Source organism: Arthrobacter sp. NPDC092385, assembly GCF_044755105.1.
Classification (GTDB): domain Bacteria; phylum Actinomycetota; class Actinomycetes; order Actinomycetales; family Micrococcaceae; genus Arthrobacter_D.
In genome coordinates, this window is record NZ_JBIVQL010000008.1 from 158,266 (window position 1) to 176,001 (window position 17,736).

The 17,736-nt window shown below is 68.3% G+C and carries 17 protein-coding genes and 1 tRNA gene; 10 read left to right on the plus strand and 8 right to left on the minus strand.

What is annotated here, in order from left to right; genetic code table 11:
* Positions 1-28 precede the first annotated feature (28 nt).
* Positions 29-1,696 (plus strand): RecQ family ATP-dependent DNA helicase, encoded by a 1,668-nt coding sequence (locus ACIQCY_RS12110; RefSeq protein WP_400484134.1) that lies wholly within the window; start codon positions 29-31, stop codon positions 1,694-1,696.
* A gap of 55 nt (positions 1,697-1,751) precedes the next feature.
* Here ACIQCY_RS12110 and ACIQCY_RS12115 read toward each other — a convergent pair whose 3' ends face one another.
* Positions 1,752-2,090 (minus strand): hypothetical protein, encoded by a 339-nt coding sequence (locus ACIQCY_RS12115; RefSeq protein ID WP_400484135.1) that lies wholly within the window; start codon positions 2,088-2,090, stop codon positions 1,752-1,754.
* Positions 2,091-2,331: 241 nt separating this feature from the next.
* On the opposite strand from ACIQCY_RS12115, the gene ACIQCY_RS12120 reads away from it, so the two are divergent.
* From ACIQCY_RS12120 to ACIQCY_RS12130, 3 genes are read left to right on the plus strand one after another with little or no spacing between them, the layout of a single operon-like run.
* Positions 2,332-3,033 carry a GAF and ANTAR domain-containing protein gene (locus ACIQCY_RS12120; RefSeq protein WP_400484136.1) on the plus strand — a complete coding sequence of 234 codons (702 nt, stop codon included), beginning with the start codon at positions 2,332-2,334 and terminating at the stop codon, positions 3,031-3,033.
* Between the two features lie 10 nt (positions 3,034-3,043).
* Positions 3,044-3,454 (plus strand): hypothetical protein, encoded by a 411-nt coding sequence (locus tag ACIQCY_RS12125; RefSeq protein WP_400484137.1) that lies wholly within the window; start codon positions 3,044-3,046, stop codon positions 3,452-3,454.
* A 37-nt stretch (positions 3,455-3,491) separates the two neighbouring features.
* Positions 3,492-4,631 (plus strand): class I SAM-dependent methyltransferase, encoded by a 1,140-nt coding sequence (locus ACIQCY_RS12130; RefSeq protein WP_400484138.1) that lies wholly within the window; start codon positions 3,492-3,494, stop codon positions 4,629-4,631.
* 150 nt (positions 4,632-4,781) lie between these two features.
* On the opposite strand, the gene rpsA is transcribed toward ACIQCY_RS12130, so the two are convergent.
* Together rpsA and ACIQCY_RS12140 are read right to left on the minus strand one after the other, a co-directional pair.
* Positions 4,782-6,254: a 30S ribosomal protein S1 gene (rpsA, locus tag ACIQCY_RS12135; RefSeq protein WP_400484139.1), complete on the minus strand. Its 1,473-nt coding sequence runs from the start codon at positions 6,252-6,254 to the stop codon at positions 4,782-4,784.
* 260 nt (positions 6,255-6,514) lie between these two features.
* Positions 6,515-7,816 carry a GNAT family N-acetyltransferase gene (locus ACIQCY_RS12140; protein WP_400484140.1) on the minus strand — a complete coding sequence of 434 codons (1,302 nt, stop codon included), beginning with the start codon at positions 7,814-7,816 and terminating at the stop codon, positions 6,515-6,517.
* 190 nt (positions 7,817-8,006) lie between these two features.
* On the opposite strand from ACIQCY_RS12140, the gene ACIQCY_RS12145 reads away from it, so the two are divergent.
* Positions 8,007-9,800, plus strand: a complete 1,794-nt coding sequence (locus ACIQCY_RS12145; protein ID WP_400484141.1) for a DUF222 domain-containing protein — start codon at positions 8,007-8,009, stop codon at positions 9,798-9,800.
* Here ACIQCY_RS12145 and polA read toward each other — a convergent pair.
* Positions 9,797-12,610, minus strand: a complete 2,814-nt coding sequence (gene polA, locus ACIQCY_RS12150) for a DNA polymerase I (RefSeq protein WP_400484142.1) — start codon at positions 12,608-12,610, stop codon at positions 9,797-9,799. The two genes, ACIQCY_RS12145 and polA, sit on opposite strands and share 4 nt — an antisense overlap.
* A 19-nt stretch (positions 12,611-12,629) precedes the next feature.
* On the opposite strand from polA, the gene ACIQCY_RS12155 reads away from it, so the two are divergent.
* From ACIQCY_RS12155 to ACIQCY_RS12165, 3 genes are all read left to right on the plus strand, one after another.
* Complete coding sequence (locus ACIQCY_RS12155) at positions 12,630-13,118, plus strand: hotdog fold thioesterase (RefSeq protein ID WP_400484143.1); 489 nt, start codon at positions 12,630-12,632, stop codon at positions 13,116-13,118.
* A gap of 218 nt (positions 13,119-13,336) precedes the next feature.
* A complete protein-coding gene (locus tag ACIQCY_RS12160) occupies positions 13,337-13,516 on the plus strand; it encodes a hypothetical protein (RefSeq protein WP_400484144.1) in 180 nt (59 codons plus the stop codon).
* Positions 13,516-14,007, plus strand: a complete 492-nt coding sequence (locus tag ACIQCY_RS12165; RefSeq protein ID WP_400484145.1) for a hypothetical protein — start codon at positions 13,516-13,518, stop codon at positions 14,005-14,007. Before ACIQCY_RS12160 ends, ACIQCY_RS12165 begins: the two co-directional genes overlap by 1 nt.
* A gap of 107 nt (positions 14,008-14,114) precedes the next feature.
* Here ACIQCY_RS12165 and ACIQCY_RS12170 read toward each other — a convergent pair whose 3' ends face one another.
* From ACIQCY_RS12170 to ligD, 3 genes are all read right to left on the minus strand, one after another.
* Complete coding sequence (locus ACIQCY_RS12170; RefSeq protein WP_400484146.1) at positions 14,115-14,501, minus strand: response regulator transcription factor; 387 nt, start codon at positions 14,499-14,501, stop codon at positions 14,115-14,117.
* Between the two features lie 45 nt (positions 14,502-14,546).
* Entirely contained in the window at positions 14,547-15,164 is a 618-nt protein-coding gene (locus ACIQCY_RS12175) for a hypothetical protein (RefSeq protein WP_400484147.1), read from the minus strand.
* Positions 15,165-15,309: 145 nt separating this feature from the next.
* Positions 15,310-16,332: a non-homologous end-joining DNA ligase gene (gene ligD / locus ACIQCY_RS12180; RefSeq protein ID WP_400484148.1), complete on the minus strand. Its 1,023-nt coding sequence runs from the start codon at positions 16,330-16,332 to the stop codon at positions 15,310-15,312.
* A 68-nt stretch (positions 16,333-16,400) separates the two neighbouring features.
* On the opposite strand from ligD, the gene arfB reads away from it, so the two are divergent.
* Complete coding sequence (gene arfB, locus ACIQCY_RS12185; protein ID WP_400484149.1) at positions 16,401-16,823, plus strand: alternative ribosome rescue aminoacyl-tRNA hydrolase ArfB; 423 nt, start codon at positions 16,401-16,403, stop codon at positions 16,821-16,823.
* Positions 16,824-16,854: 31 nt separating this feature from the next.
* On the opposite strand, the gene ACIQCY_RS12190 is transcribed toward arfB, so the two are convergent.
* Positions 16,855-16,939 (minus strand) — tRNA-Leu (locus ACIQCY_RS12190).
* A gap of 145 nt (positions 16,940-17,084) precedes the next feature.
* Between ACIQCY_RS12190 and ACIQCY_RS12195 the strand changes: the two genes are divergently transcribed.
* Positions 17,085-17,687, plus strand: a complete 603-nt coding sequence (locus ACIQCY_RS12195) for an ANTAR domain-containing response regulator (protein WP_400484150.1) — start codon at positions 17,085-17,087, stop codon at positions 17,685-17,687.
* Positions 17,688-17,736 lie beyond the last annotated feature (49 nt).

Consider the following 17,736-nt stretch of genomic DNA (forward strand, 5'->3'; position numbering starts at 1 on the left):
GTGTACTTACCTTTCGTGGAGGAGAACCGTGACCATCACTCTGCAGGATCTTCAGGACACCGCCGCTTCCACCTTCGGCTGGGAGGATCTGCGCGCCGACCAGAAGAGGGCGATGAAGGCTGTACTGGAGGGCCACAGCATCCTCTGCGTCATGCCGACCGGCTCCGGCAAGTCGGCCATCTACCAGGTGCCCGCCATGGCCCTGCCCGGCGTCGCCGTCGTCATCTCACCCCTGATCGCCCTCCAGCACGACCAGGCGGAGTCCATCAATGAGAGCGCGGGCGCCACCCGCGCCCACGTGATCAACTCCAGCATGAAGAAGAGCGAACTCGACGCCGCCTGGGACGCCGCGGACGACGGCGACGAATCCACGCGCGCCAAGTTCCTCTTCCTTGCTCCCGAGCAGATCGCCCGCGACGAGGTCGCCGCCCGCCTCCGCTCGCTCGACGTCTCGCTCGTCGTGGTCGACGAGGCGCACTGCGTCTCCTCCTGGGGCCACGATTTCCGGCCCGACTACCTGCAGCTGGGCCACCTCCTCAGGGACCTGAAGGTCCCTGTCGTCGCGCTCACGGCCACAGCGTCGCACCCCGTGCAGAAGGAGATCGTCGAAAGACTCCACCTGGCGGAGCCGATGGTGATCGTCGGAGGTTTCGACCGCCCGAACCTCTCCCTGGACGTCGTCCACCACGTGGAGGGAGCCGAGAAGGAGCGGGCAGTCCGTGACCAGGTCCTCGGGCTCTCCGGGCCGGGCCTCGTGTACGTCGCGACGAAGAAGTCCGCCGACGCGCTTGCAGCCGAACTGCAGGAACACGGCATGAGAGCAGACGCCTACCATGCCGGACGCCGGAAGAAGGAGCGCGAGGCCGTGCACGAGGGCTTCCTCGCCGGGACCATCGACGTCGTCGTCGCCACGACCGCCTTCGGCATGGGTATCGACAAGCCGGACGTGCGCTTCGTCGTCCACGCGGACATCTCCGATTCGCTCGACAGCTATTACCAGGAGATCGGCCGGGGCGGACGCGACGGGCTTGCGTCCCGGGCGATCCTGCACTACCGGCCCGAGGATCTGTCCCTGCGCCGGTTCTTCGCCGCGAAATCCGCCGATCGCGCGCGGCTGCGGAATCTGTTCCTGCTCATCGCCGCCCAGGCCAAGCCGGTCAAGGCCAAGAAGCTCAAGGAGCTCTCGGGCCTCCCGCCACGGAGGCTGACCGGCCTGCTCAACCTCCTCGAGGCATCAGGGGCCGTCGGGGATGGAGTGAAGGGCTATCGGGCCAGGAAGATGTCCGCCGACGAGGCCGTCGCCAAGGCCGTGGAACAGGCGGAGAACCGGGAGCGGATCGACGAGTCGCGCATCGAGATGGCCCGGCGCTACGCCGAGACGAAGGGCTGCCGGCGGCAGTTCCTGCTCTCGTACTTCGGGGAGGAGCTGCAGGAGCCCTGCGGGAACTGCGACAACTGTGCACGCGAGGGATCCACGACCGGCGCTCCGGAACCGGCCGGGGTGACGGTCGCCGACGCCGGCGACCTTCCCTTCGACGTCGACAGCGAGGTGGAGCATCCGCAATGGGGCCGAGGGACCGTCATGGGCTACGAGGAGGGCATCATCACCGTGCTGTTCGATGCGGTCGGCTACAAGACGCTGTCCATCGAACTCGTCGAGGAGAATGAACTGCTCGAAGCCGTGCCGTCCGCGTAGGTGATGCGGACGGCACGGCTGCAGCCGCCCTGATGAGGCGACCGCCTTCGAAGGGCTAGCGCGGCTGGGCGGGGTTGGTGGGGTCGCCCTGGGACGGCGGGTTGATCGGCGGACCCGACGTCGCGGGGCTCACGGGTGAACCTCCCGCGGTGCTGCTCACCTCGGGCATCGAGGTGCCTGCGCCTTCGGAGAGTTCGGCGCCGCCCTGGACCGCCTCCAGCCGCTGCTGCAGGACGAGCTTCACCGGAAGGCGGTCGCCGTGCGCTTCCTCGTAGTCGAGGAGCGCCCGCAGGCCACCCTCGTCGAGGCCTGTGATGCGCGTGGGCAGCGTGCCCAGCGGAATGTGGTCGTAGTCGGGCAACGGCAGTGCGTCATGGCCTGATGATCCGGTCACGTCAACTCCTTGGCTCATTGGGAAGCGTGCTTAGTAATTCCACCCTAGGCACGTCGTACACTCGCGGGCAAGCAGGTCTTGGGCAGCGCCGAGCCGTGACAGCGGCGGCCGCCGCGGCTCCCCTACACCCTCTGGCGGCAGTGCGACAGGGCCAGCAGGGGGCGGAACGCCGTGTGTATCCTGATACTTCGTACGCGATCGAAACGACCCTGTTGCCGAGGCTGGAACTGTGACTTCACCGATGGAAGAATTGACTTTCGTCTTCGCCAGACTCAAGGGCCTCCTGCTGACGGAGATGACGGCCGGGCGCGCAGTCGAGGATTTGGCGGAGGCCGTGAAGAAATCGATCCCGGGCTCGCTCGGAGCGGGTGTCTCCCTCATCGACGAACAGGGACGCAAGCGGAGCACCGGCTACACCGACGACGTCGTCGCCACCGCGGATGCGCTGCAGTACGAGCTGGGCCAGGGCCCGTGCCTGACGGCCTGGGCAGCCGAGTCGAGCGTGCAGGTCGACGACGTCCGGACGGACGACCGCTGGCCCCTGTGGCAGAAGGCCGTCGCGGGCCTCCCGTTGCGCTCGACCCTCAGCACCGCGCTGGTCCACAACGGCAGGAGCATCGGTGCCCTGAAGGTCTACTCGCCGCTTCCCTCCGCCTTCTCCGGGCAGGACAGGAAGCAGCTTGCCCTCCTCGCCTCTCCGGCGGCGACACTTCTGGGCAGCGCGCAGCCGGACAGTGCGCCCGCGGCGGCGACCCGCGCCCTGCAGGAAGCACTCGGAACCCGCGACCTCATCCACACCGCACGGGGAATCCTCATGGAGCGGCACGGGCTGGACGGCGAGCAGGCGATGCGGCGGATGCTGTCGGAGGCGTCCGCCACCAAGACCGACCTGCGGCTCATCGCCCACTCCGTCCTCGACGGCACTGCCGGTAGCTCGCACTAAGGCGTTGCCCGTGGAGAACCGTCCAGATCACGAATATCAGCGGGTCAACCTCCTTCGGGCGATCCGCCATGCCCAGATCGATGCCAGTGAATTGTGGCTGCACTACTTCGGCCTGGGCGGCGATGCGGGCGAGTACGAAGTCGAAGCGTACCTCCACGGGTCCTTCACGCTCCCACCGCTCCAGCGCGACCTCCTGGCGCACGCTGCGAACGAGCTGATCGACCGGCTGCCTCCGCCTCCGCGGGCCCCCTACAGCACGGATCCCGCCGGGGAGGACGAGGAGCCGGAGAAAGCGGTGATGCCCCGGGAAGCGGCGGGCAGTCCGGATACAACCGCACTCGACTGGCTCTTCGACCGCGGGCCGGGCGCGGACACCGACCCGGACGGCAACGAATCCGGCTCCGGCATCACCCCTCCCTGACCGCCGTCGAACCGCAGCGCCACCTAGGATGGATGGGATGAGCCCGTTCTCCCTCGACCTCCTGCGCCGCCGTCCCGACGTCGAGGCACCGGAACTGGTCGCCGTGGATGCTGCCGACCGGCTGCTCCTCGATACGGCAGCGGAGCGTCTCCGTTCTGCCGGCGCCGTCGCGACCGTCAACGACTCCTACGGCGCGCTCACGCTCGGCGCCGCACACCTCTCGGGCCGGCAGGACATCCGCGCCTTCCAGGATGGTCTCGTCCACGAGCAGGCACTCGCCGCGAATGCCGCCGAGCAGGGGCTCGACGGCGCCTACCGGTCCGTCCCCCTCGATCCCAACCTGCTCGACGGCGTCACCACCGTCCTGCTGCGACTACCCCGATCCCTCGACGAACTCGACGAGATCGCCTGGACCATCGCCTCGTACGGGCGGCCGGACGTCCGGGTGCTGGCCGCGGGCAGGGTCAAGCACATGTCCCTGTCGATGAACGAGGTGCTCGGACGCTACTTCGCCGACGTCACCGCGGGCCTTGCCCGGCAGAAGTCACGCGTGCTCATCGCGGGCAATCCGCGCATGGGCACCGTCCCTGCCTTCCCGCGGAGCGCCAGGTACGACGTCGGGCTCGACCGACCGCTCGAACTGCGCGCCTACGGTGCCACCTTCGGCGGCACTTCCCTGGATCCCGGAACGCGGATGCTGCTCCCCCACCTCCGGGGGATGGCTGAGGCGCGTTCCGACGGGGGACGCGAAATCATCGACCTGGGGTGCGGCAACGGCACGATCTCCGCGTACCTCACGCTCAGCGATCCGCGGCGGAGGGTGTACGCGACCGACCAGTCCGCGTCGGCCGTCGCCTCCACGGCCGCGACGGCACACGCGAACGGCGTCGCGGACCGGATCAGGGTGGGCAGGGACGACGCCCTGTCGGGCCTTCCCGATCGCTCGGCCGGCGTGATCGTCCTCAATCCGCCGTTCCACATGGGCAGCACCGTCCACGCCGGTATCGCCCACCGGCTGTTCGACGCCTGCGCGCGCGTCCTCGAGCCCGGCGGGGAGCTCTGGACGGTCTGGAACAGCCACCTCCGCTACCGGTCGGTGCTCGAACGGACCATCGGGCCGACGGTGCAGCTCGATCGCTCCCCCCGCTTCACCGTCACGCGGTCCACGCGGCGGTAGGCGCAGCGCCGATCCGAGTCGAAGAGCGCCGCCCTGCCGGCGCTCCGTCTTCGATCAGATCCGTCTCCGATCGGATCCTTCGCGGATCGAACAAGAAGGCCCCCGTCCGGTGGACGGGGGCCTTCTGCGGTTCAGCTGGGACGCGGTAGCTTACGCTCCGGTCAGCTTCTCCCGGAGTGCTGCGAGTGCCTCATCGGAGGCAAGCGTGCCGGATCCGGTATCGGCGGCGACGGGCTCCGAGGAGTAGCTCGTGGAGTTCGACTCGACGGGCTCGTTCGCTGCCGCGGCGTCGTCGGACGCGTGCTGCACGACCTGCTTCTTGTGGGACTCCCAGCGGGACTGGGCCTCCGCGTACTGGGCCTCCCACGCAGCGCGCTGCGTCTCGTAGCCCTCGAGCCATTCGTTCGACTCGGGGTCGAAGCCCTCGGGGTACTTGTAGTTGCCCTCTTCGTCGTACTCGGCAGCCATACCGTACAGAGCCGGATCGAACTCGGTGCTGTCGGCGTCGACGCCCTCGTTGGCCTGCTTGAGGCTGAGGGAGATGCGACGGCGCTCGAGGTCGATGTCGATGACCTTGACGAAGAGCTCGTCACCCACGGAGACGACCTGCTCGGCCAGTTCCACGTGGCGGACAGCGAGCTCCGAGATGTGCACGAGGCCTTCGATGCCGTCCTCGACGCGGACGAACGCGCCGAAGGGAACGAGCTTCGTGACCTTGCCGGGGACAACCTGGCCCAGGGCGTGCGTACGGGCGAAGGTCTGCCAGGGATCTTCCTGGGTGGCCTTCAGCGACAGGGAGACACGCTCGCGGTCGAGATCGACCTCGAGGACCTCCACGGTGACTTCCTGTCCGACCTCGACGACCTCGGAGGGGTGGTCGATGTGCTTCCAGGAGAGCTCCGAGACGTGCACGAGGCCGTCGACGCCGCCGAGGTCCACGAACGCACCGAAGTTGACGATCGAGGAGACGACGCCCGGACGGACCTGGCCCTTCTCGAGCTTGTTGAGGAACGTGGAGCGCACCTCGGACTGGGTCTGCTCGAGCCACGCACGACGCGACAGCACGACGTTGTTGCGGTTCTTGTCGAGCTCGATGATCTTCGCTTCGATCTGCTGGCCGATGTACGGAGCCAGGTCGCGGACGCGACGCATCTCGACGAGGGACGCAGGCAGGAACCCGCGCAGGCCGATGTCCAGGATGAGGCCACCCTTGACGACCTCGATGACGGTACCGGTGACGACGCCGTCTTCTTCCTTGACCTTCTCGATGTCGCCCCAGGCGCGCTCGTACTGAGCACGCTTCTTGGAGAGGATCAGTCGGCCTTCTTTGTCTTCCTTGGTGAGAACCAGAGCCTCGACCTGATCGCCCACGGAGACGACGTCTCCGGGATCGACGTCGTGCTTGATGGAAAGCTCGCGGGAAGGAATGACACCCTCGGTCTTGTAACCGATGTCGAGCAGGACCTCGTCGCGGTCGACCTTGACGACCGTACCCTCGACGAGATCTCCGTCGTTGAAGTACTTGATGGTGGCGTCGATCGCTGCGAGGAAGTCCTCAGCGGTGCCGATGTCGTTGATGGCGACGACGGGGGCACCTTGCTTCTCGGTGGTGGTGATGGTCATGTAGTTGGGGCTCCGTTGTGGATGATTACTTGCTCCGGTCATGACGGACACCGCGATTCCAGCTGGGCCGGGAGCGGTTTCCGATGTCCGGATGTGGACGAAATGGAAAGAACCTCGGAAGATTCAGGAGTGGTACCGCACCCTGGGGGCCGCCGGTCTGCACCGGAACCCCCCAAAGCGCACTACGCGCCTGTCTAGTCTAGCCCCGGGGTCCAACACCGTCAAAGCAGGTGGTCCCCTCGTAACATGGTCCGTGGCGCTCAGAAATGCGTGATGCAGTACGGTTCCCGCGGGAGCCCGAACAGCGTGTCGAGCAGCTCGACGGCGTCGTCCGCGTGGGCCGTCAGTCCACCGGCCGCGGCGAGCGTGGAAGCCTGGACTCCCCCGAGGTAGAGCGACCCGAGCGAGTTCACGGTGAGCGTCACGTCCGGTGCGGCCGCAGCGTCCACGTGCTCGACCTGCGCCACGCCGTCGACGACGGTCAGGGCGTAGGAGCCGCCTGCGATCCCGAGGGTGTCCAGCACTTCCAGGACGATGCTCCCGCTGCCCCGGTAGGACCGTCGACGGAGCGCGGCCGGCACGTCGAGCAGGCGGACCCAGAGGACGTCGTCGGTGCCCTTGACGCTGTAGCAGCGCCGGTCGCGGAGCGACCAGGGCAGTGCATCGTCCCGCCGCGCCTCGTCCCAGGTGACCACCTGCACGAGGTCGAGCGATCCGAGGTAGCGCCAGAGTTCGAGGTAGGCAGAGGGTGTGGTCGCCACGAGGTCCACGATCTTCATGGTGTAGGGCGTGGTCTCCCAGCCCGCGAAGCGGTAGGACACATACCCCGCCGGTGTTCCTGCGGCGTCGTAGTGCACCGCCATCCGCACTCCGCGGTCCTCGACAGGGCGTTCCCTGCCCCACTCGCCCGAAGCGCGGCGCGGGTAGGCGTACTGCCGGTCGACCGAGCCGAAGGTCACGGCGTGGAAACCGGCGAAGATCTCCTGGGCGAGGCGCACGGCGTGCTCCCGGGCGACGAGGGTCGTGGTTCCCGTTCTCGGTGCCGTCACCTCGAACCGCTCCCTGACATCCACCTCGATGGCCTGCGTGAACGTGGCGCAGCCGAACCCGAAGCGCCCGTAGATCGTGGCCTCCGACGCAGTCAGGATGGCCAGCGGAAGCCCTCGTGCCGCGGCCTCGGCGAGATCCCTCGTCATCATGGAGCGCAGGATGCCGTTGCGCCGGTGGCTCGACCGTACGGTGACCGCCGTGATCTGGTGGGCGTCGATCTGCCCGGCCCCGACGTTGAGCGGATGCACCATGGTGCCGTAGGTGGCCACCGGGTGGTCTGCGCCGAGGGCTTCGGCGGGCTGGGCGCGGTCGTGGACGCCCCACAGGACGCGCTGGTCCGTCTGGTACGCCTCGAGGAACTTCGGGATGTCCTCGGGATCGAACGTCCCCTCGTGGAATCCGATGCCCTCGGCATCGAGCCACTTCGTGAAGCGGCCGTCCGCCGTGGCGTCCTCGTCGACGCCAGGGGTGAAGATCTCGGTGTGCAGGTCCGGTGCGGTGTTGTCGCTCACCTCACCACACTAGCCGGGGCTGTCCGGCGGGGACCAGGGTCGCCATCAGGGCGCGGCCGCCGGAGGGGCGCGACGCCGGCGCTTCGGGTGGTTTCCTGCCGGGTTCGTATGTGGACGACGGGGGTCGTCTTGTCCTCCACAATGCCCTGTCTCCCTCGTGGTTAGTACACGTGTTCGATAAAATCGGGGTATGGCCATCGCCCCGATCGAGCGCTTCGCACCGGCACCCCGTGCGGTGGACGCGGCGTGCGCTGCCCTGGCCGAGTGTGCCCGGGACGTGGGCGGCCACCACCGGGTGCTGTCGAGGCAGGAAGCGGTGCAGGTCATCGTTGAGGTCGAGCGGGCCTCCCGGATCGTGGACCGTCTGCAGGTCCTGGCCGCCCGCCTGGCCCAGGAACACGACCTGGCGGCCGAAGATCATGCATCCCGTGCCACCGCGTCCTCGGACGACGTTCCCTCGGACGTTTCTTCGGGCACCGGTGCTATGTCCCCGGGTCCTGGGGGGTCGGCGTCGGACGGGTCCCCGGTGGCTGGGTCGGCGGTGGCTGGGGCGGTGGTGGCTGGGCGGGCAGGGGGTGGGGCCAGGGATTGCGCGGACTTTCTGCGCGCGACCCTGGGTATCAGTCGTACCGAGGCCAGACGGCGGCTGGGTCTTGCCGAGGTGCTGCTCCCCGGGATGTCCCCGACCGGCGCCGTCATCCCTGCCCGGCTCGGGACCCTGGGGGCGGCCATGGAGGCGTGCCTGGTCAGCGGTCGGGCCGCGACGATCATCTCCCAGGCCCTGCAGCGGGTGCATTCCTTCGCGACCCCGGAGCAGGCCGAATCGATGGAGGGCCACCTCACCCGGCAGGCCGTGGAGTCCGACGAGGACATCCTGCGGGTCCTGGCGCACCGCTGGGAAGCAGTGCTCGATCAGGACGGGCAGGAACCCACGGACACCGTGCTCCGCGCACGGCAGGGAGTCTTCCTCAAGGGCCGCCGCCACGGACTGCACGTCCTGGAGATCGGCGCGACCGACGAACAGTTCGAACACCTCGCCACCGTCATGAACACCACCGCCAACCCCCGCGTCAACCCCAACCAAACCGGCGCCACCCCCAACCAGACCGGCGCCACCGGTGCGCCCAACGCTGCCACAAGCCCCGGCGCCACCGGTGCTGCCCGGACGGGACCAGCGACAGTCGAAGAATCAGAATCAGCATCAGCATCAGCATCAGCATCAGCATCAGCATCCGGCGCGGGTCCGGGTGTGGGTGCGGGTCTTCTGAGCGGTTCGGGCGGGGCCACGAGGGCGCAGGCGCTGCTCGAGGGACTCGTCGCGGCCTGCCGGATCGCCCTGTCCTCGGCGGCTCTTCCCGCCACCGGCGGCCACCGACCCCAGGTGATGGTGACGATCGACTACAAGGACCTCGCCGGGGACACCCACCGGCCAGGACACGCCGTCTTCTCCGAACAACCCAGCGCCAGGACCATCCGGAAACTGGCCTGCGACGCGGACATCATCCCGGTGGTCCTGGGCGGTGCCGGGCAGGTCCTCGACGTCGGACGCGCCCAACGCCTCTTCCCGGCGCACCTGCGCCGGGCACTGGTAGCCAGGGACAAGGGGTGTGCCTTCCCGGACTGCTCCATCCCGGCCAGCTGGTGCGAAGCCCACCACACGGACCCCTGGTCCCGGGGCGGCTCGACCAGCATCGGCAACGGCGTCCTGCTGTGCTCACGACACCACCACCTCATCCACCAGGGCACCTGGACCGTCGAACCCCGACAAGGCATCCCCTGGTTCCACGCACCCGGACACCCCGGCCGGGCCGGCACCACCCGAACCAACACCTACTGGCAGACCGGACGAACCATCCACAACCAACTACCCCACAACCAACCACCCCACGACCAACCAGCCCACAACGAAGCACCCCACAACCGGCCCCGACCACCGACACCAACCTTCACCGGAACACACTCCGCACAACGGCGGCACCCTTAGTGGGCGGCGTCGTGCCAGCTGGCTCCCGTACCGACCGAGACATCAAGCGGCACCGAGAGATCGGCCGCACTGCCCATCTGCTCCCGGACCAGGGCCTCGACCTCGTCGGATTCGCCCTCGGCCACTTCGAGGACCAGTTCGTCGTGAACCTGCAGCAGCATGCGCGATGCCAGTCCGCGACGCGTGAGCGCATCGTCGACGCCGAGCATCGCCTTCTTGATGATGTCCGCAGCCGAGCCCTGGATCGGTGCGTTGAGGGCAGCCCGCTCGGCCATCTCCCGCAGCTGCCGGTTGTCGCTGGAGAGGTCCGGCAGGTAGCGCCGTCGCCCCTCGATGGTCGAGGTGAAGCCGTCTTTCCGGGCTTGCTCCACGATCCCGCGCAGGTAGTCGCGGACGGCCCCGAAACGCTCGAAATAGTCGCGCATGAGGGTGCGTGCCTCATCGACCGAGATGTTGAGCTGCTTCGAGAGCCCGAACGAGCTGAGGCCGTAGACCAGCCCGTAGGACATCGCCTTGACCTTCGAGCGCATCGCGTTCGTGACTTCTTCCGGCGCGACACCGAAGATGTGCGAGCCGACGAAGCGGTGGAGGTCCTCGCCCTCCTGGAACGCCGAGATGAGCCCTTCGTCGCCGGACAGGTGCGCCATGATGCGCATCTCGATCTGGGAGTAGTCGGCGGTCATCAAGCTCTCGTACTTCTCGCCGTTCCGGCCCTGTCCGACGACGAACACCTCGCGGATGCGCCTGCCCTCGTCCGAGCGGACGGGGATGTTCTGCAGGTTCGGGTTCGTCGAGGACAGGCGGCCGGTCGCGGCGACCGTCTGCAGGTACGTCGTGTGGATGCGTCCGTCGTCGCCGACGGCCTTCCGGAGCCCCTCGACGGTCTGGCGCAGCTTGGTGGCATCGCGGTATGCGAGGAGTTGCTCGAGGAAGGGGTGTCCGGTCTTGGTGATGAGGTCGGTGAGCGCATCCGCGTCGGTGGAATAGCCCGTCTTGATCTTCTTCGTCTTCGGCAGTTCGAGTTCGTCGAACAGCACGGTCTGCAACTGCTTGGGCGAGCCGAGGTTGATCTCCTTGCCGATGATCCGGTACGCCTCGGACCCGGCCGTGCTGATCGTCTTCGAGAAGTCGTCGAGGAGCCTGTCCAGGCCGTCCACCGAGACGGCCACGCCCGTGAGCTCCATGCGGGCGAGCACTTCGGCGAGCGGCAGTTCCAGCCCCCCGAGCAACTGGTTGGCGCCCCGCTCCACGAGCTGGCCGGCGAAGTGCTCGCTGAGGCGCAGTGCCGCGTAGGCCGCCACGACGGCGGGCGATGCCACATCGTTGCCGCCGAGGTCGAGTGCCTGCTGCCCGGACGAATCATTGGCGGACGCCGTGATGGACAGGCGCAGGTGGTACTGGGCGAGGTCGGCGAGGTCATAGCTGCGGCGGTCGGGCTGGATGAGGTAGCCCGAGATGGCGGTGTCATCGATCTCGCCGGCCAGCAGGAAGCCCCGGGCGGACAGGAGTTTGAACACCGCCTTGAAGTCGTGGACGATCTTCGGCGCGTCGGTATCCGCCAGCCAGTCCCCGAGGACCTTCTCGGCCTCCGCGTCGAGGGGCTCGAGCTCGATGAACGCCGCGTGGAGGCTGGTGACGACGGCGATCCCGACGACATCGGTGGCTCCCGCCGTCGTCTCGGTAGCCAGGGCCACCGACGCCTGCGCCTGGTTCGTCGCCCTGAACCACCGCGTGAGCGCGGCCGCGTCCTCGAGCACGACGTGCGACGGTGCACTCTGCTCATCGCCCTCGTCCTCGGTCTCCTCCTCGCCGAAGAGATCGAACAGTCGCTTGCGCAGAGTGTTGAACTGCAGCGAGTCGAAGAGGTCCTCGACGGCCGGGCGGTCCGGGTGCTGGGAGACCATCGCGTCGAGGTCCACCGGGAGGTCCAGATCGGTGAGGAGGCGATTCAGCCGACGGTTCCGCTTCACGTCCTCGATGTGGGCCCGAAGGGAGTCACCGACCTTGCCGCCGATCTTGTCGAGGTTCTCCAGGATGCCCTCGAGGCCGCCGTACTGCTTGATCCACTTCGCCGCCGTCTTCGGGCCTACGCCCGGGACGCCCGGCAGGTTGTCGGCACTCTCGCCGACGAGCGCCGCGAGGTCCGAGTACTGGTGTGGCGGGACGAAGTACTTCTCCTCGATGGCCTGCGCATCCATCTGCGGGATGTTGGTCACGCCCTGCTTCGGATACAGCACGGTCACGCGATCGTTCACGAGCTGGAAGGCGTCGCGGTCGCCACTGACCACCTGCACGTCCCAGTCCGACGCCGCCGCCTGGTACGCGAGCGTGGCCAGGATGTCGTCCGCCTCGTAGCCGTCCAGCGAGATGGTGGGGATGCGCATGGCCTCCATGACCTTGATGATCAGGTCCACCTGGCCGTGGAACTCCTCGGGTGTCTTGGAACGGCCGCCCTTGTACTCCGTGTACTCCTCGGAGCGGAAGGTGGGGGTGTCGAGGTCGAAGGCCACCGCGACGTGGCTCGGCTTCTGGTCCTTGATGAGGTTGATGAGCATCGCGGTGAAGCCGTAGACCGCGTTGGTGTGCTGGCCGGTATCGGTGGAGAAGTTCTCGGGGGGCAGCGCGTAGAAGGCCCGGAAGGCCATCGAATGCCCGTCGATGACGAGGAGCCTGTTGCGTGAGCCGTCACTGCGGCGGGCCGGTGCCTGTCCCCCGGCGGGGGCCTCGGCGCCCTCGGCGGTGCCGTCGGCGGTGCTCTCGGCGGGCGGCGCCATGGTCAGGGTTGCAGCAGGTTTGGTTGTTTCACTCACAGGTGCCAGCCTAGTTGCCATGACAGACAACCGCACCCAGCCCGACGCCGTCCAGGAACCCTCCGAGGAGCGGCTCGCGGAACTCGTCGCCGCCGGCGTTCCCGCGGAGATGCACGGCTGGCTGGGCCGGTACGGCGTGGGCGCACTGACGGTCAAGATGGGCATCGTGTTCCAGGAGATGAGTGCGGAGCGCATGGTCGCGACCATGCCGGTCGAGGGCAACCAGCAAGTGGCGGGCATCCTGCACGGCGGAGCGCACGTGGTGCTCGCCGAGACCCTCGGGTCCTTCGCGGCCGGGCTTCATGCAGGGCCGGGACGGCAGGCCGTCGGCATCGAAGTGGGTGCGACGCACCACCGCAGCGCGGACTCCGGACTGGTGACCGGCACCGCGACCGCCATCCACCTCGGCCGGACCCTGACCACGCATGAAGTGGTCATGACGGACGAACAGGGACGGCGTCTGTCGACCGCACGCATCACCAACCTGATTCGCGACTCCCGCACCTGAGACCGGGCACGGGCGCACGGTTCGACGAACAGCCCCGCCATCGCCTGGACCGGCTCCTGCAGCGCTGCGGTGTCCTGCCCCGATAGGAACGGCAACCCGGATTGCAAGCCGGCCAAACGGAGCGCCGCTGGTTGCCTGCTCTCCTGCGCCCTGCCTACCGTGGATCAAGGACGGCGGGACCGTCGTCCTTGACCGGCACCCGAAGGATGGAGCCTCCCATGGCCGACAAGAAACTCAAGTCCATCGCCGCCTTCCTCGCCGCGAGTGCACTCTTCCTCGGCGGTTGCGACCTCGGCAACAAGGACAGCGACAATTCCGGGACAGACACCGGCAACTACGACGACAACAACGGGATCGACACCGATCTCGACGATGACGCGCGCGGGGAGGACAACTAGTGACGGGACGCCGGTCCGTCCTGGCACGGGCCGCGCTGCGGGGCGTGGCGGCCGGCCTGCTGGGTACGGCCGCGATGACCGTCGGCGAGCTCGTGGAGCAGCGCCTGACGCACCGCCCCGACTCGCACATCCCCGCGCGGACACTCCGGCTGCTGTGCGGCCGGCCCACGAGCAATTCGGCGCACTACCCCGCGTGGAACCATGCAATGCACTGGCTGACCGGAGCAACCCTCGGTGCCCTGCGGGGTATCTGGTCCGTGACGGGTATCCGGGGTGGCTCCGCCACGGCCGCCCACACGGTCATCCGCCTCGCCTTCGACCAGACCCTGGAGAACGCCACCGGCGCCGGAGCCGCCCCGTCCCTGTGGCCGGCCGGCGAGAAGACCGTCGACTACCTGCACAAGGGCGTCTACGCCCTGGTGACAGGGCTGGCCTCGGATGCCCTGAACGAACCGCTACTGGTGAGCACTGCGGGCGCACGATCCCACTGACGGTGGTTGCTCGGCGGTGAGCGATCAGGCGTCACTCGGCGGTAGGCGATCAGGCATCGCTTGCTCGTCAGTAGGCGATCAGGCATCGCTTGCTCGGCGGTGAGCAATCAGGCGTCGGTCGTCGCCGCCGTGCCCTCCTGCAGGTGGCGGCGCAGCTCGGCTGGCCGGAAGGGCTTACGCAGGTAGCGGTTGGCGCCGGCGTCGAATCCCCTCTTCTCATCGGACGCGTCCGTGCGCGCCGTCAGCATCACGATGAAGGTGGTGGAGAAGCGGCGAATCCTCTCCGCCACCTCGAAACCGTCGATATCGGGCAGTCCGACGTCGAGCGTGACGACGTCCGGCATCAGGCGGCGCACCATCTCCACTCCCGCGAGGCCCGCGGGCGCCGTGTGCACGCGGAAACCCGACCCGGTCAGCACGGTGTGCAGCAGGTCGCGCACGTCGTCGTCATCTTCGATGACCACGGCGGTGCGGGGGTTCTCCTTGCTCGGCATACCGTGAGTTTACTCCGCGGCCCCGGCTACCCGGGGCGCCGGAGCCTACGACTCCGGCCGAACGGTGGCCTCCACGGGCTCGCCACCGGTCGGCTGGACCATCACCTGTCGCACCGTCTCCGGCACCTCGGGGAACGTTCCGATCATCAGGAGCTCGGTCGTGTCCCCGGGCACCGCTCCCCCGCTGTACTGCTCGACGAGTCCGACGACCTCCGGCGAGGATTCGCCACCGTTCGATGCCGCACCCCACTCCTCGATCACCGTCGCTGCTGGGCGCAACTCCAGGTCCTGGCCCTCCGGTGTGGAGACGGTGATGGTCTCCAGGTCGAGGGGAATCCCTCCTTCGGGGTTCTGCACCGTTACGAGGGCGTAGGTCACCGCATCCTCGCCCAGCTGGGTGCGCAGCCCCTCGACGTCCTCAGGAGCCTCCGCGGGCAGGATGATGTCGCCCTTCGCCTGGTCGATCAGGAACGCGAAGCTGCCGCTGTTGGCATCTGCGAGTCCCTCGACCGACGGCGCGTCCGACGGCGCGGCAGCAACGTCGCTCTGGGTCTGTGCGGGATCCGGCGTGGGGCCGGGAGGCTCGGCATCGGTCGCGGGGTTGCCGCCGCATCCCGCCAGGAGGAGCAGGAGGAGGGTCGATGACAGCACGGTCTTCTTCATGGGTCTCCCAGTGCCGACGGGTGGTGCGGCACGGAATCAGGCCCGGCTCGACGCGGGGCGCGGCAACGTTCTCTTCCGTTCTACCAGCGGCTGCACGTGCGCGGGCAGGCGGTGCAGGTGCCGGGACGGCCGTTGACAGGGCGGATCAGTCGCGGGTACGTGCACGGCTCGGCTGCACCCTCATGGGTTCGCCGGGCATCTTCGGGAAGTCGGGGGGAAAGGGCAGCTCGCCGAGCCCGTTCTCGACGTCGCGGTCCCACCACCCGCGCAGCACGTCGATCGTGCCGGGCTCCGCATGCAGGTCCTCCCACGGGTCGCCCTGGGTCCGCAGCCTTTCGGGCACCGTGGTCAGGGTGAAGGAGGCCGGGTCGAGGCCCGTCAGCTCCTCCCAGGAGACAGGGCAGGACACCGGGGCGTGCGGCAACGCCCTCGGGCTGTAGGCGCCGGCCATGGTCCGGTCCCGGTTCGCCTGGTTGTAGTCCACGAAAATGCGCGCGCCTCGCTCCTCCTTCCACCACGCCGTCGTCACGCGATCCGGCATGCGCCGCTCGAGCTCCCGGGCAGCGGCGATGACCGCACGGCGCACCTCGAGGAACTCGTGCAGCGGCTCGATGGGCGAGAAGACATGGAGGCCGCGGTTGCCCGAGGTCTTCACGAAGCAGGTCAGGCCTGCTTCCTGCAGGAGGGCGCGGAGTTCGTGAGCGGCGGCAACGACGTCGGCGAAGGTCGTACCGGGCTGCGGGTCGAGGTCGATCCGCAGCTCGTCGGGGAGGTCGGGGTCTTCGGCGCGCGAGGCCCACGGATGGAAGACGACCGTGTTCATCTGCACTGCCCAGACGGCCGAGGCCGGCTCGTCGAGGACCAGCTGGGGGTGCGAGCGGCCACTGGGGTAGACCACCGTCACACTGCGGACATAATCGGGAGCGCCCTTGGGCGGATTCTTGCTGAAGAAGTACTCGCCGTCCACGTCTCCGCCGAAGCGCTGGAGTGAGAGGGGGCGGCCGCCGTTCGCGCGGAGGAACGCCGGCGCGACGGCGACGAGGTACCGCGCGAGGTCGAGCTTCGTCAGGCCCATCTGGGGCCAGAGCACGCGGGACGGGCTCGACAGGCGGACCGCCCGCGTGCCGTCCGGGCCGTCGACATCGAGGATCATCGCTTCGCTTGCCATGGGCTCAATGTACCCCCGGCAACTCCGCTGGATCTCTCCTTGCCCCGGTGTCGTGCAAGGCTTGGTGCATGGATCTGGAGGTGACGCCCGCGCTCACGATTCCCGCGTCGGAACTGGGCTGGCGGTTCTCGCGTTCGTCCGGGCCGGGCGGCCAGCACGTCAACACCTCGGACAGCCGCGTGGAACTCTTCTGGGATGTCGCACGCTCGGCGGCGCTCTCGGACAGCCAGCGTCTGATGCTGCTGACGCGTCTCGGACCCCGTCTCGTCTCCGGGGTGATCACCGTGACGGCCTCGGAACGACGCTCCCAGCTGCGCAATCGGGAGATCGCCCTGGCCAAGCTCGCCGAGCTCGTGGCCGAGGGCCTCGCGCCCGAACCGGCCGCGCGCAGGGCGACCCGGCCGACCCGGGGCTCGGTCCGCCGGCGAGTGGCTGCCAAGGAACGACGGTCAGCCACGAAACTGCAGCGGAAGCGGCCGGCAGCCGAGTAACGCTGCTCCCCGCCGCCGGCCGGGAACGTCCTGGTGCCCGAAGTGGGACTCGAACCCACACACCTCTCGATACTGCATTTTGAGTGCAGCGCGTCTGCCAATTCCGCCATTCGGGCCGTTCCAGCCCCGGCGTGACGTGAGAAGGCTGACTTCCTCCTCGGCCGGTGCGCGAATCCACTCTACATGCCGATAGTCTGTTTCCGGGAACGGGTACAAGCACTCCCCCGACCCATCGGAACGCCAAATCATCAAGGAGCAACAGTGTCTGAACCCACCGAATCCGCGCCTGCCGGACCCGCACGTCGGGTCATCGTGGCCGAGGACGAGACGCTCATCCGACTCGACATCATCGAGATCCTGCGTGGGGAAGGCTACGAGGTCGTAGCGGAGGCGGACAACGGGGAGAAGGCCGTCGCCCTCGCCGAGGAGCACAAACCGGACCTCGTACTCATGGACGTGAAGATGCCCGTCATGGACGGCATCACGGCCGCGGAGCAGATCGTGAAGGCGCGCATCGCCCCCGTCGTCCTGCTCACCGCCTTCAGCCAGAAGGAACTCATCGAGCGCGCACGCGACGCCGGAGCGATGGCGTACGTGGTCAAGCCCTTCACACCCGCGGACCTCATCCCGGCCATCGAGATCGCGATGTCGCGTTATGAGGAGATCAAGGCCCTCGAGGCCGAGGTGTCCGACCTCCAGGAGCAGTTCGCCACCCGCAAGCTGGTGGAGCGCGCAAAGAGCCTGCTGACCACGAAGATGGGCCTCACGGAACCGGAGGCCTTCCGCTGGATCCAGAAGACCTCCATGGACCGCCGCCTCAGCATGCGCGAGGTCGCCGAGACGATCATCAACCAGGTCAACTGACAGGTCGACCGACGCAGGCAGGTGACCGACCGGCACGGCGCAGCAGAAG